This is a genomic window from Roseibium sp. MMSF_3544 (assembly GCF_030732845.1).
GTDB lineage: Bacteria > Pseudomonadota > Alphaproteobacteria > Rhizobiales > Stappiaceae > Roseibium.
Map to the genome: position 1 here is coordinate 275,592 of NZ_JASHKA010000002.1, position 14,198 is coordinate 289,789.

The 14,198-nt window shown below is 57.8% G+C and carries 12 protein-coding genes; 4 read left to right on the forward strand and 8 right to left on the reverse strand.

The window, feature by feature from the left end:
* Positions 1-30: 30 nt before the first annotated feature.
* Positions 31-210 carry a hypothetical protein gene (locus RBB47_RS03915; RefSeq protein ID WP_305984436.1) on the reverse strand — a complete coding sequence of 60 codons (180 nt, stop codon included), beginning with the start codon at positions 208-210 and terminating at the stop codon, positions 31-33.
* A 275-nt stretch (positions 211-485) separates the two neighbouring features.
* On the opposite strand from RBB47_RS03915, the gene RBB47_RS03920 reads away from it, so the two are divergent.
* Positions 486-1,028 (forward strand): response regulator, encoded by a 543-nt coding sequence (locus tag RBB47_RS03920; RefSeq protein ID WP_371932735.1) that lies wholly within the window; start codon positions 486-488, stop codon positions 1,026-1,028.
* A 38-nt stretch (positions 1,029-1,066) separates the two neighbouring features.
* Here RBB47_RS03920 and RBB47_RS03925 read toward each other — a convergent pair whose 3' ends face one another.
* The gene (locus RBB47_RS03925; protein WP_305984438.1) at positions 1,067-1,297 is read right to left on the reverse strand and encodes a hypothetical protein; all 231 of its coding nucleotides are present in this window, start codon (positions 1,295-1,297) and stop codon (positions 1,067-1,069) included.
* 199 nt (positions 1,298-1,496) lie between these two features.
* Here RBB47_RS03925 and aroQ point away from each other — a divergent pair, with 199 nt between their 5' ends.
* A complete protein-coding gene (gene aroQ / locus RBB47_RS03930) occupies positions 1,497-1,940 on the forward strand; it encodes a type II 3-dehydroquinate dehydratase (protein ID WP_305984439.1) in 444 nt (147 codons plus the stop codon).
* 43 nt (positions 1,941-1,983) lie between these two features.
* Here aroQ and RBB47_RS03935 read toward each other — a convergent pair whose 3' ends face one another.
* The 6 genes from RBB47_RS03935 to urtA form a co-directional block, all read right to left on the reverse strand.
* A complete protein-coding gene (locus RBB47_RS03935; RefSeq protein WP_305984440.1) occupies positions 1,984-3,291 on the reverse strand; it encodes a UDP-glucose/GDP-mannose dehydrogenase family protein in 1,308 nt (435 codons plus the stop codon).
* Positions 3,292-3,470: 179 nt separating this feature from the next.
* Positions 3,471-4,166: an urea ABC transporter ATP-binding subunit UrtE gene (urtE, locus tag RBB47_RS03940; RefSeq protein WP_305984441.1), complete on the reverse strand. Its 696-nt coding sequence runs from the start codon at positions 4,164-4,166 to the stop codon at positions 3,471-3,473.
* Positions 4,167-4,337: 171 nt separating this feature from the next.
* Positions 4,338-5,084, reverse strand: coding sequence for an urea ABC transporter ATP-binding protein UrtD (gene urtD, locus RBB47_RS03945; RefSeq protein ID WP_305984442.1), 747 nt, complete (start codon positions 5,082-5,084; stop codon positions 4,338-4,340).
* Between the two features lie 4 nt (positions 5,085-5,088).
* Positions 5,089-6,327, reverse strand: coding sequence for an urea ABC transporter permease subunit UrtC (gene urtC / locus RBB47_RS03950; protein WP_305984443.1), 1,239 nt, complete (start codon positions 6,325-6,327; stop codon positions 5,089-5,091).
* Positions 6,324-7,904 (reverse strand): urea ABC transporter permease subunit UrtB, encoded by a 1,581-nt coding sequence (urtB, locus tag RBB47_RS03955; RefSeq protein ID WP_305984444.1) that lies wholly within the window; start codon positions 7,902-7,904, stop codon positions 6,324-6,326. The genes urtC and urtB overlap by 4 nt, the downstream gene beginning before the upstream one ends.
* Before the next feature lie 298 nt (positions 7,905-8,202).
* Positions 8,203-9,489 carry an urea ABC transporter substrate-binding protein gene (gene urtA, locus RBB47_RS03960; protein WP_305984445.1) on the reverse strand — a complete coding sequence of 429 codons (1,287 nt, stop codon included), beginning with the start codon at positions 9,487-9,489 and terminating at the stop codon, positions 8,203-8,205.
* A 279-nt stretch (positions 9,490-9,768) separates the two neighbouring features.
* On the opposite strand from urtA, the gene RBB47_RS03965 reads away from it, so the two are divergent.
* Entirely contained in the window at positions 9,769-13,158 is a 3,390-nt protein-coding gene (locus tag RBB47_RS03965; protein WP_305984446.1) for an ATP-binding protein, read from the forward strand.
* Positions 13,148-14,062, forward strand: coding sequence for a response regulator (locus RBB47_RS03970; protein ID WP_305984447.1), 915 nt, complete (start codon positions 13,148-13,150; stop codon positions 14,060-14,062). Before RBB47_RS03965 ends, RBB47_RS03970 begins: the two co-directional genes overlap by 11 nt.
* The last annotated feature ends 136 nt before the right edge of the window (positions 14,063-14,198 follow it).

Below are 14,198 nucleotides of genomic sequence, written 5' to 3' on the forward strand. Positions count from 1 at the left end.
CGGATCCAGTCGCCCTGGGGGCGGTGCGTCTCAAGCCAGAATGTTTGACAGCGCCATCGCCACGGCGAGAAGCACAAGCCCGACTCCGGAAAACAGCAGCACGTTGTCGCGCATGCCGGTCGGACCGTTTACAGACGGCTCATGCTCGCTCACATGCGGCTTGTCCTGTCTGCTCTGGTCCGGGTCTGTGGTCATTAGGCTTGTGATCATTGAACAGTGACATCTCTTTTTGTTTCTACGACCAAAATGAACGTCAGCTCTGAAAGTCCCGTTAATCCGGTACGCGCAAAAAAGTTAATTGCCCGCAACATTACCAAGTCATGAAAACGGACAAATGCGCTTAGCCGGATTTAAGGATTTGTTCAGACATATCAGCACTTTGCCAGCGTGAATGGAATCTGCCGCAGAGGCAGCTGACGTCCTTTGGCAACCGGCTAACCCAATCTTCAGATTTTCGTGGCAAGACAGTGAGAAACAAGGAGGAATTGGTGAGCCTGGATCTTGCCTCTTTGACGTTTTTGCTGGTCGAAGACAGCGCGTATATGCGGACAATCCTGCGGACAATGCTGCAGGGTTTCGGTGCGCGCCGTATTGTTGAAGCCGAGGACGGTGCATCCGGTCTCGAAGCCATGGACCGTGCCAATCCGGACATCCTGATCCTGGACTGGGTGATGCCCATTCTGGACGGGGCGGACATGGTGCGCATGATCCGCAGCCCGAACAATCCCTTCGCCTACATTCCGATCATCATGGTGACGGCTCATACGGAGCGCAGCAGGATTGTCGAAGCCCGAAGATTGGGGGTCCACGAACTGTTGTCGAAACCCATTTCGGCAAAATCGCTCTATCAACGCGTTTCGAGCGTGATCCTTCATCCGCGCGACTTCATCAAGACCGCGACCTATTTCGGCCCTGCACCCCGGGAAATCAGAAACAGACAGAAGATCTGGCAGGGTGGAGCCGGTCAAATGCCGAACCAGCCGAACCAGCCAATCGACGACAACGCCGACGTCACCGCCATCGGCTAGGGTCTGTCAATTAAGTCCCTGAAACCTGGTGTTGGAAATCAGGCTGCCGAATGGGCGCTCTGTGGTGGTTCTACGGAAGAATTGACGCTTTTTGCAATCTGGGCCGACCGTGCTTCAAGCGCATCGGCAAATTGTGCGAGAACATCGAGATCGACGGTGTAGTTTTCGAGCAGAAATTGTGACAATACGTCGATTGGCAGATGATGGTAGCCATCGATAGCCGCCATCAGAGCCTCGGGAGTGTCCAAACGTTCACGCAGCTTGATCATGATTTTCCGTTGATTTGATTATCTGCCATCGTGAGAATTTATAGTTAATAATGGGTAAATCTGACAGGCGCAAGAGTGACTTTTGCTCGTATGACGGTCATGAATTTCCGTCTCCGCTGCTGCTCGAATGTAGCGGCTGTTTTGCTTGTAAAATTAACAGTTTAGGCGCATTCTGCGCGTAGCAATCGAAGAGGCCCGCATGGCAAAAGTCGTCTACGTTCTGAACGGACCGAACCTCAATCTCTTAGGCAAACGGGAGCCTGAGCTTTATGGCTTTCAGACCCTGGATGATGCCCGCCAGATGTGCGAGGCAAAAGCGGCCGAAAAGGGCCTGCAGCTTGTCTTTCGGCAAAGCAATGCCGAGCATGAACTGATCGACTGGATTCAGGAGGCACGTGAGGCTGCTAAGGCCATCGTTATCAATCCCGCAGCCTATTCTCACACGTCGATCGCGATTTTGGACGCGCTCAATGCCTGTGAGTTTCCGATCATAGAAGTGCATGTCTCGAACATCCACAAACGGGAAGAATTTCGTCATCATTCATACGTATCGCAGCGCGCAGATGCCGTGATCGCTGGCTGCGGCGTCGAAGGCTATTTGCTTGCCATTGACTGGGTCGCGACGACACTCGGCAAAAGCTGACACGCGCCGCTATTCAAGGCGCGTGCAGCGTGGACTGTTGCAATCAGTAACTTCTGCCGACGCTTGTATATTCGAAGCCCTGGGCCAGCATGTAGTCGGGCTTGTAGATGTTGCGCAGGTCAACCACCTTTGGCGCTTTCAAAAGCGTTTTGACGCGCTCCAGGTCGAGCGCGCGGAATTGATCCCATTCCGTCACGATCACGACAACATCCGCGTTCTCGATGGCGTGATAGGGACCGTCGCAAAACAGCACGTCCGACATCATCTTGCCGGCCTCATCCATGCTGGCCGGATCGAACGCCCGGATCCTGGCACCTGCCGACTGCAGTTTTTCAACAATGTCGAGGCTCGGCGCCTCCCGCATGTCGTCGGTATTCGGCTTGAAGGCCAGACCGAGAAGCGCAATCGTCAATCCGTTCACGTCACCGCCCATGAAGTCGATGACCTTGTCGGCCATCTTCTTCTTGCGTGCCGAGTTTACCTCGATAACGGAATCGACGATCTTGAGATCGGAGTTGGCATCCGCTGCAATCTTGGAAAGGGCGAGGGTGTCCTTTGGAAAGCACGATCCGCCGTAGCCCGGCCCGGCATGCAGAAATTTTCCGCCAATCCTGTTGTCGAGACCGATGCCGCGGGAGACTTCCTGGACATTCGCTCCAACGCTTTCGCACAGATCCGCGATCTCGTTGATGAACGTGATCTTGACCGCCAGAAAAGCGTTGGCGGCGTATTTGATCAGTTCGGACGTCCGGCGTTTCGTGACGATAATCGGCGTCTCGTTGAGGTAAAGAGGCCGGTAAAGCTCCTGCATGACCTCGACAGCCTGTTCGCTTTCAGTGCCGACAACAACCCTGTCCGGCCGCTTGAAATCGCTAATGGCAGCGCCTTCGCGCAAAAACTCCGGGTTTGAGACTACCGCGAAATCCGCATCGGGATTGGTGCGTCGGATAATTTCCTCGACCTCATCGCCTGTGCCGACCGGGACGGTCGATTTGGTGACAATTACCGTGAAACCTTCGAGCAACCCGGCAATTTCTTCAGCGGCGGCATAGACATAAGTCAGGTCGGCATGGCCGTCGCCGCGGCGTGTCGGCGTCCCGACCGCGATGAAAACAGCATCTGCTTTTCTGATTTCCTCGCCGGGATCGGTTGTAAAAAAGAGCCTCTCTTCAGCAACATTCTTGGCGACCAGCTCCTGAAGCCCCGGTTCGTAGATCGGAATCTGTCCGTTGTTCAGAGCGTCGATTTTCATGGCGTCTTTATCGATACAGGTCACAACGTGACCAAAATCAGCAAAACAAGTCCCGGATACCAGACCGACATAGCCGGTCCCAATCATTGCAACGCGCATCTTGGATTTCCAGTTTCTGAGGCAGATCCCCGATCAAAGGGAGAAAAAGCGTTTGGATTTGGGCAGCATCTTAGCTGCACAGCCCCCTAGCACGACTGCCGACAGAATTGCTACCCCCAAGGGTGCGTCATGCCCGCACGATTTGCGAAAGGCTTGAGATGGCTCTGCGTTCTTTGAATTCAGACGGTCAGGTAGCGGCGCACTTCGTTTTCCGACAACTCGGCACCTGTTCCGGACAGGACGATCTCGCCTCTGTCCATGACGGCATAATCGTCTGCCAGTTCCCGCGCAAATTCGAAATACTGCTCCACGAGCACGATCGCCATCGTTCCCTGGTTTCTGAGCCAGGATATGGCCCGGCCGATATCCTTGATAATGGACGGTTGAATACCTTCGGTCGGTTCGTCGAGCACCAGCAGTTTCGGCCGGGTCACGAGCGCCCGGGCGATGGCAAGCTGCTGCTGCTGGCCACCGGAGAGATCACCCCCACGCCGGTTCAGCATGTCCTTCAGAACGGGAAACAGTTCGAAAACCGTATCTGGAATGTATCGTTCCTTGCGCCGGATCGGAGCGAAGCCCGTTTCGAGATTTTCCTTTACCGAGAGAAGCGGAAAGACTTCACGACCCTGCGGCACGATCGCGATGCCCTTGCGGGCCCGGGCATGGGCAGGAAGCGCTGAGATGTCCTCGCCGTTCCAGAGTATCTTGCCTGCGGCGATGCCCTGCTGACCCGCGACTGCACGCAAGGTGGACGTCTTGCCGACACCGTTGCGTCCCATCAGGCACGTCACCTTTCCGGTTTCCGCTGTCAGCGAAACACCCTTGAGGGCCTGCGCCGCGCCATAAAAGAGATCGATGTTTTCGACTTTGAGCATTATTTTGAACCTTCGTTCAAAGATTGAATTCAAGCATTCTCTTTCTCATCCCGGTTCGGCTTCGAGCCGAGACCGGGATCCGGTAACCATTGCCGCCTGCTGACCAAACAATGCTTCGGGCACTGGATCCCTGCCTTCGCAGGGATAACAACGGTGTATGAGGCTGATATCTCACCGCCCCAGATAGACTTCAACGACGCGCTCATCGGCGGAAACATGGTCGAGCGAGCCTTCGGCAAGCACCGATCCTTCATGAAGCACGGTAACTTTGACATCGAGCGAGCGCACGAAATCCATGTCGTGTTCGACGACGACGACCGAATGATCCTTGGCGATGTCCTTTAGCAGATCCGCCGTTTCGGCCGTTTCCGCGTCCGTCATGCCGGCTGCGGGCTCGTCGACCAGAAGCAGTTTCGGGTCCTGGGCAAGCAGCATGCCGATCTCGAGCCATTGTTTCTGTCCGTGGCTGAGATTGGCGGCAAGTTCACTGCTCTTGTCGGTCAGCCGGATGAGTTCAAGCAGGTTCTCAATCCGGGTCTTTTCAGCGCCGGTTATGACATGAAACAGAGTCGAAAACGGACCGCGCGGTGCCTTCAGGGCGAGTTCAAGATTGTCCCAGACCGTATGGCTTTCAAACACCGTCGGTTTCTGGAATTTCCGGCCGATCCCAAGTTCGGCAATGGCAGCCTCGTCCTCGCTGGTCAGGTCAATCGCACCGCTGAAATACACCTCGCCGCTGTCGGGCCGGGTCTTCCCGGTGATCACATCCATCATGGTTGTCTTGCCCGCACCGTTCGGGCCGATGATGGCCCGCATTTCGCCCGGGTCGATCGTGAGCGAGAGATCGTTCAATGCCTTGAACCCGTCGAAAGCGACCGAAACCCCATCAAGGTAAAGCAGGCTTGTTGCTCTGGTCATCGATCTACTCCGCCGGCTGGGGGTGGGCTGCGCCGGCACGCGAGACGGCAGGGCCGGGAGGAGGTACGTTTGCCGGTGCACCCGGCGACTGTGGTGCTTGTGAGGGCGGATCTCCAGATCCCTCGCCGAAGTCGGACGATATCCGCCGCTGGCGGAGCGCCGTCCAGCCGTCGCTCAGGGTGCCAACAATGCCTTTGGGCAGGAACAGCGTGACGAAGACGAAGAGACCACCCAGAGCAAAGAGCCAAATGTCGGGGAGTGCGGCGGTGAACCAGGTTTTGGCAAAGTTCACCAGAACGGCTCCAAGAACCGCGCCGACAAGGGTCGCCCGCCCGCCGACGGCCACCCAGATGACCACCTCGATGGAATTGGCCGGTGCGAATTCGCCCGGATTGATGATGCCGACCTGCGGGACGTAGAGCGCGCCCGCAACGCCCGCCATCATGGCCGAAAGCGTCCAGACGAAAAGTTTGTAATGCTCGACCCTGTAACCGAGAAAACGCGTCCGGCTTTCCGCGTCGCGCACGGCGACAAGCACCTTGCCGAGCTTCGAACGGGTCACGGAGCGGCAGATCAGGAAACAAACGACCAGCGCCAGGCCTGAGGCTGCAAACAGGCCGGCGCGGGTCGTGTCGGCTTGAATGTCAAAGCCGAGTATGTCCTTGAAATCGGTCAGGCCGTTGTTGCCGCCAAAGCCCATGTCGTTGCGGAAAAAGGCAAGCAGCAAGGCGTAGGTGAGAGCCTGCGTGATGATCGACAGGTAGACCCCGGTGACCCTGGAACGGAAGGCGAACCAGCCGAAAACGAAGGCCAGCAGGCCCGGAACCAGCAGAACCATCAGGGCTGCGAACCAGAACATGTCGAAGCCGTACCAGTACCACGGCAATTCCTGCCAGTTGAGAAACACCATGAAGTCAGGCAGCAGCGGATCGCCATAAACACCGCGCGTGCCGATTTGGCGCATGAGATACATGCCCATCGCATAACCGCCAAGCGCGAAGAAGGCGGCATGACCGAGCGAAAGAATGCCGCAATAGCCCCAGACCAGATCCACCGCCAGCGCGAGCAGGGCATAGGTGAGATACTTGCCCATCAGCGTGACGGCATAGGTCGGCACGTGGAAAGGTGAGGTCTCTGGCACAAGAAGATTGCCCACGGGCACCAGGATGATGACGGCCGCCATGAGTGCCAGGAATATACCGGCGCGGGCGTCCATGGCGCGGAATAGGAAAGAGGACATCATGCTTCAACTGCCCGGCCCTTGAGGGCGAAGAGGCCCCTCGGACGCTTTTGGATAAAGAGGATGATGAAGACGAGCACGAAGATCTTGCCAAGGACGGCGCCCGCATACGGTTCGAGGAACTTGTTCACGACGCCGAGCGTCATGGCGCCGACAAGCGTACCCCAAAGATTGCCGACCCCGCCGAAGACCACGACCATGAAGCTGTCGATGATGTAGCCCTGGCCGAGATTGGGCGACACGTTGTCGATCTGGGACAGAGCCACGCCGGCAATCCCGGCGATACCCGACCCCAGCCCGAAGGTCAGCGCATCGATCCACGGCGTGCGGATGCCCATGTTCGCGGCCATGCGGCGGTTCTGGGTGACGGCGCGGGTGTAGAGCCCGAACGGTGTTTTCTTCAGGACCAGTATGAGCCCGGCAAACACCAAAAGCGCGAACACGACGATCCACATGCGGTTATAGGTGATCGTCATTTGCCCCAATTCGAAGGCGCCGGACATCCAGTCCGGGTTACCCACCTCGCGGTTTGTCGGTCCGAAAATGGAGCGAACCGCCTGCTGCAGGATCAGCGAGATACCCCACGTGGCCAGGAGCGTTTCCAGCGGTCTGCCGTAAAGCCATCGGATCACACCGCGCTCGATTGCGATGCCAATCACGCCTGCGGTCAGGAAGGCGAGGGGAAGGGCAATGAAAAGAGAATAGTCGAACAATTCCGGCATCGAGGTGCGGATCAGATCCTGGACGACAAACGTCGTGTAGGCACCGATCATCACCATCTCGCCATGGGCCATGTTGATGACGCCCATCACACCGAACGTGATGGCGAGCCCGATAGCGGCGAGCAACAGGACCGAGCCGAGCGAGATGCCGTACCATATGTTCTGTGCCGCATCCCAGGCGGCGATGGACTTTTCGATTTTCGTGACGGCGGCTGCGGCGGCACCTTGAACCGCGCCTTCCGAACTCGACCTGACACCGATAAGCAGCGACAAGGCCTCGCGGTTGCCCATCTCGGAAAGGATTTCAACGGCTGCGATTTTCTCGGCTTCTTCAAGGTCGGAATTGAGAACCGCCGCGGCGCGCGCCTGTTGCATGACCTCGAGCACGTTTGCGTCCTGCTCGGCGGCAATCGCGGTATCCAGCGCTTCGATGCTGCCGGGATCTTTCGCCTTGAAGACAGCCTCGGCGGCCGCGATGCGGACTTTCGGGTCTGGCGCCATCAGTGTCAGGGAACCGAGCGCTGAACGGATAACCCGTCGCAGCTTGTTGTTCACCTTGATCTTCTTGACCTCGCGCCTGCCGGCTTCACCTTGTGCTTCCAGCGTCAGCGGGTCCGTCAGTTTGAACTGTTTCCCGTCCTTTTCTGCAATGAACACCTGGCCATCAGATTTGCGGACGTAAAGGTCGCCGGCGCTGAGCGCTTCAAGGGCAGGGGCCACAATTGGATCGCCCGTTGCCACCAGGGCTCCGATCTGCCGTTCCGTTTCTGCAAACTTGCCCTCGGCCAGTTCGTTGATCAACGGGCGCAGCGTTTCGCTGTCGCTTTGGGCATTTGCCGGACCGGCGAGTCCGACCATGAGACTTATCTGCAAGCAAAGGAAAACAAAAAGCGATTTCAGACAGGACATCGGTCCACCGGCGTTGTGAATTTGGATAAACGCCTCATCCTGAGGAGCCGCTCTGCGGTGTCTCGAAGGATGGGCCACTTGCTCTTTGGTTTGCCGCCCATCCTTCGAGACGGACCTGACTGTCCTCCTCAGGATGAGGTACTGGTTCTGAATTCTTCCCGGATCGCGCTTTGCGCCTTCGGGACAACAAGTGGAACGAATGGTAGGGGGCGGGCCGCGTCGGCCCGCCCCAACTCCGTCTCCTCCCTTAGGACCCGGAGCCCCCACACTTGCCGGTGGCGGTGTTGAAGTTGCCGCAGGAAAGCGGTGCGCGCCAATCGGAGATCAGGTCTTTCGAACCGTCCAGATAATCGGACCATGCATCGCCAACGACCAGGCCGGAGGTTTCCCACACGGTTTCGAACTGTCCGTCGTCCTGGATCTCGCCGATAAGGACCGGCTTGGTGATGTGGTGGTTCGGCATCATTGCGGAATAGCCGCCCGTCAGGTTCGGGACGGACACACCGACAATGGCGTCGATCACAGCATCCGGATCGGTCGTGCCGGCTTTCTCAACGGCTTCGACCCACATATTGAAGCCGATGAAATGCGCTTCCATCGGATCGTTGGTGACACGATCTTCGTCGCCGATAAATGCATGCCAGGCATCGATGAACTCGGCATTGATGTCGGTGTCTGCGGACTGGAAGTAGTTCCAAGCGGCCAGGTGACCGACGAGCGGCTCGGTGTCGAGCCCGGCCAGTTCTTCTTCACCCACGGAGAACGCAACCACGGGGATGTCTTCCGCCTTGATGCCGGCATTTGCCAGTTCCTTGTAGAAAGGAACGTTGGCGTCACCATTGATCGTGGAGACCACGGCGGTTTTCTTGCCGGCGGACCCGAAGGTCTTGATGTCGGAGACGATCGTCTGCCAGTCGGAATGACCGAACGGCGTGTAGTTGATCATGATGTCTTCTTCAGCGACACCCTTGGACTTCAGATAGGCTTCCAGGATCTTGTTGGTCGTGCGCGGATAGACATAGTCTGTTCCGGCAAGCACCCAGCGCTCGACGCCTTCTTCGTTCATCAGGTAATCGACGGCCGGAATAGCCTGCTGGTTCGGCGCTGCGCCGGTGTAGAAGACGTTCCGCTGGGACTCTTCGCCCTCATACTGCACGGGATAGAAGAGCAGGGAGTTCAGTTCTTCAAACACCGGAAGAACGGATTTGCGCGACACGGACGTCCAGCAGCCGAAAACGGCATCGACGCCGTTCACTTCGATCAGTTCACGTGCCTTTTCGGCAAAGAGCGGCCAATCGGAAGCGGGATCGACGACAACCGCCTCAAGTTTCTTGCCGAGAAGGCCGCCTTTCTTGTTCTGCTCCTCAATGAGCATCAGCATGGCGTCCTTGAGGGTGGTTTCCGAAATCGCCATGGTGCCAGAGAGCGAATGCAGGATGCCGACCTTGATCGTATCTTCCTGGGCAGACGCGCCGCCGATCATGGTCGAAGCCATCAGGCTTGCCAGTGCGAATTTTGTGAGAGTGTTTTTCATGCCAGTTCCCCTGTTTGAAGGCACCGGTTCCCATCCGGTGCATAGCGGCTGGAAGGACTGCCGCCATCGGGAAAAGATCGTGCGCCGGAATCATTGCGCCGCAACATACGTCAATTGACGTAATAGGCTGGTTGGCAATCCTGCACCGTGCGCGTCTGTTCGGCATGAATTGTGCTCTTTCACAGGATTCATGAATAACGGGCGGGAAATCGGGGCATTGGTGACGGCGAGCTGCCCAATTATTAGGCAAGTGCTGCAAATTCGGGCGGCGGTATCTTTATGACCGCCCGCCAGCGCATCCTGCCCATTCGCCGCCAGTACAACAAATGGGTCAACAACCAGACGCTGGAGGACTATGCGCTCCGCTTCACGGCCAAGGGCGCGCGCCGGTTTTCGTCGCGCGCGATTTCGCAGACGGCCATCGGTGCGATTTCCTTTCTGGCACTGGAAGCGATCGGCGGTGCAATCACCCTGTCGCACGGGACTGCGAATGCGTTTGTCGCCATTTTGGTCGGCAGCCTCGTCCTGCTGATTGTCGGCCTGCCGATCAGCCGTTATGCGATGCGTTATGGAGTCGACATCGACCTGCTGACACGCGGTGCAGGCTTCGGTTACATCGGTTCGACAGTCACGTCGCTTATCTACGCCAGTTTCACGTTTATCCTGTTTGCAATCGAAGCCTCGATCATGTCGAGCGCGCTGGAGTTTGCGTTCGGCGTGCCGCTTTGGATCGGCTATATCATCAGTGCCGTCGCCGTCATCCCGCTGGTCACGCACGGGATCACCTGGATCAGCCGATTTCAGCTCGCGACGCAGCCGTTCTGGATCATCCTGAACATCCTGCCCTTTGTGTTCATCGCGTTCACCGATTGGCAAGCGGTCGGTGAGTGGCTGACCTTCTCCGGAATTGATCCGGCCACACAGGCACCGCGCACCGAGGCCGGTGGCTGGAGCAGTGTCAATCTCATCAGTTTCGGTGCCGCGACGGCCGTGATCCTCGCGCTGATGGCGCAAATTGGCGAGCAGGTCGACTTTCTGCGCTTTTTGCCAGCAGAGGATTTCGGCCGCCGCAGGCATCGGCTGGCCCTTTTTCTTGCCGGTCCTGGCTGGGTAATCCTCGGTGCACCGAAGATGATTGCAGGCTCCTTCCTGGCCGTTCTGGTGCTGTCGCACGGCGTGCCGGTTGAGCATGCAGACGAACCTTCGCGCATGTATGCGGTTGCCTTCGGCTACATGATCCCCAACGAGACCGTGGTCCTGCTCCTGATGGCTGCTTTCGTTGTGGTGGCTCAGCTGAAAATCAACGTGATGAACGCCTATGCCGGGTCGCTCGCCTGGTCGAACTTCTTTTCCCGCCTGACCCATTCGCATCCCGGGCGCGTGGTCTGGCTGGTGTTCAATGTCGGCATTGCGCTTCTGTTGATGGAACTCGGCATTTACACGCTGCTGGAGGAAACGCTCGGCGTCTTTTCCATTATCGCCATGGCGTGGCTGTCGGCGATCTCCGCCGATCTCTTCATCAACAAGCCGCTCGGACTGTCTCCGCCAGGCATCGAGTTCAAGCGCGCTCATCTTTACGACATCAATCCGGTCGGCACGGGTGCAATGCTGCTGGCAACCGGATTTGCCCTTGCCGCGCAATTCGGACAGTTCGGCGAAACCGCCGCTGCGCTCGCGACCTTTCTTGCAATGGCGATTTCATTTGTCGCCGCACCGGTCATAGCCTTTGCGACCGGGGGAAAATTCTATCTGGCGCGCAAGCCGCGCGCGCACTGGCAGGAACGCGATCATATTTCCTGTTCCATCTGCGAGAACCCATTCGAGCCGGAGGACATGGCTTATTGCCCGGCCTACCAGGCACCGATCTGTTCCTTGTGCTGTTCGCTGGATGCCCGCTGTCACGATTCCTGCAAGCCCAAAGCCCGGTTAGCCTATCAGGTTGGCACCGTTGCCTCGCTTGTTCTGCCCGAAAAGGTCCTTGTGACTTTGCGTTCAAGGCTTGGCCGCTACGCGCTGGTCTCGGCCTTTTCGATTGCCGGGATTGGTCTCGTCCTCTGGATCATTTACGCCCAGGCGGCAAGCAGGCTCGGTGATCCGACAGGCATCATCGCCCAGACTACCACTCTGATCTTTTTCGTTTTTGCAATCGTGGCCGGTATCTCCTCATGGTTTCTCGTGCTCGCCCATGACACAAGGCAGGTCGCCGAGGAAGAATCCGCCCGCCAGAACGCGCTTCTTCAAAAGGAAATCGACGCCCACAGCGTCACCGACGCCGCATTGCAGAAGGCGAAGGAAGATGCGGAAGCGGCAAACCTTGCCAAGAGTCGGTATGTCGTCGGCCTCAGTCACGAGCTTCGCACACCGCTCAATGCGGTCCTGGGGTATGCGCAGGTTCTGGAACGCGACGAAACGCTGCCTGCGGAACGAAAACCCGCCGTCAGTACGATCCGCCGGAGCGCGGAACACCTTTCAGGCCTGATTGACGGTTTGCTCGACATCTCCCGGATCGAGGCCGGTCGCCTGCAGGTCTATTCCAATGAGATCAACATCCACGAATTTCTCGACCAGATTGTCGACATGTTCCGGATGCAGGCCGCTGCGAAGGGCCTCGGGTTCGGTTTTGAAAAGGCCTCCAACCTGCCGGTCTTTGTGCGGACCGACGAAAAACGCCTTCGGCAGATTCTCGTGAACCTTCTGTCCAATGCGATCAAGTTCACCGACAGCGGACACGTCTTGTTGCGTGTTGGTTACCGGTCGCAGGTTGCCAGTTTCGTCATTTCAGACACGGGGCCAGGCATTGCATTGGAAGACCAGTCCAAGGTCTTCGAACCGTTCGGGCGCAGCGCGGCGGCCAGCAGTCGAAGGGCGCCCGGTCTTGGTCTTGGGTTGACGATTACCAAACTGCTGACCGAAACCATGGGCGGCGCGATCGCGCTGTCGAGCGAGGCCGGGAAGGGGGCTTCTTTCGAAGTGCGCCTTATGCTGGCTGCAGTCGACAGGCCCGTGGACGTCGTACGCCTTGAGCACCAGGTGCGGGGGTACCTCGGGGCCCGCAAGACAATTGTGGTCGTTGACGACAACCCGGATCACCGCGCGCTTGTCAAAGATGTTCTGGCACCGATCGGCTTTACGGTTCTTGAGGCGGAAAGTGGCGCTGCCTGTCTTGACGAGATCCGTGAGCTGAAGCCCGACCTTTATCTCATTGATATCCTGATGCCTGGAATGAACGGTTGGGAACTCGCCAAAGCGCTTCGCGAAGGAGACGAAACCGCGCCCATCATCATGCTGTCGGCGAATATCGGCGACCAGTCCCTGCATCCGGAAGGGCCGGCGCTCAACGACGCGTCGCTGGCAAAACCATTGGAAATCGGCCAGCTGCTCGATCTTCTTCAAAAGCACCTTGGGGTGACCTGGGCAGAAACAAGACAGCCGGAAAATACAGACGAGTCCTCGACGGCCAGAATCAGGTCGCCCGGTGCTAGGCATGTCGCCGATCTGATCTCGCTTGCAGAAATCGGATATGTGGAAGGCATTGAAGCAAAGCTTGCTGAACTTGCTGGCACCCCTGAGAACCGTCCGCTGGTGGAGGCGCTGAACGATCATCTCGACCGGTTTGACTTCGATGCCTACAGGGATGTCTTGAGCGAATTGGAAACCCATGACGGATGATCGCCGCGATACGGTTCTGGTGGTGGACGACAGTCCGGAAACGCTCGGGTTTGTCACCGAGGCGCTGAAGAGAACCGGTGTTGCGGTTCTGGTGGCAACCAGCGGTGAAGCGGCGCTCAAGATCTGTGACAAGGTGACACCGGACACGATCCTGATGGACGCGGTCATGCCGGGTCTCGACGGGTTCGAGACCTGCAAACAGCTCAAGGACAATCCGTCATTGCAGCACGTCCCGGTGATCTTCATGACCGGTCTGTCGGAGACCGAGCATATCGTCAAGGCACTGGAATCCGGTGGTGTCGACTTCCTGACGAAGCCGATTGACGTTGACGAGTTGAAAGCCCGGATCAAGGTCCACCTCAAGAACGCCCGGTCCGTGCAAAGTGCGCATGTGGCACTTGATGCCGCTGGCCGTCATCTGGTTGCCGTGACCTCGAGCGGCAGCATTCTGTGGTCCACACCGCAGATCCATACGCTTCTTGAGCGAACCGGGAATTCTGAGGCGAGCCTGGTTCAGCTGGGCAAGGCTCTGGGAGAGTGGCTTGACGCGGCCGCACAGTCGGACGTGCACCACAAGAGCTTCATGCTCGGCATGGCCGAGGACCTTGCCGTGCAACTCCACCCTCTGGGACGTGTTGGGCCGGATGAAAACCTCTTCCGCGTGACCGCAGAAGATGAAGCCGGTCAGATCAAGGCGCTTCAGGACCGGTTCGAACTGACTTTGCGCGAAGCTGAGGTCCTCATATGGATCGCCAAGGGCAAGTCCAACAAGGACATCGGCGAGATACTCGGCCTGTCGCCTCGCACGGTCAACAAGCATCTGGAACAGATTTTCGTAAAACTCGGCGTCGAAAACCGCGCGTCGGCGGCCGTGCGCGCGGCAGAGATCATTTACGCGTTTTGAGCGGCCGGTGACATCTGTGACGGCTGCCGCGCTTTTCACGTGCGTGAAGCGCTCTACATCACAGCAGACATGACCACTTTTTAATGCAACTCATTCGCAACAAGCTTGACAGTTGCAAATGATTTGCAATATCAAT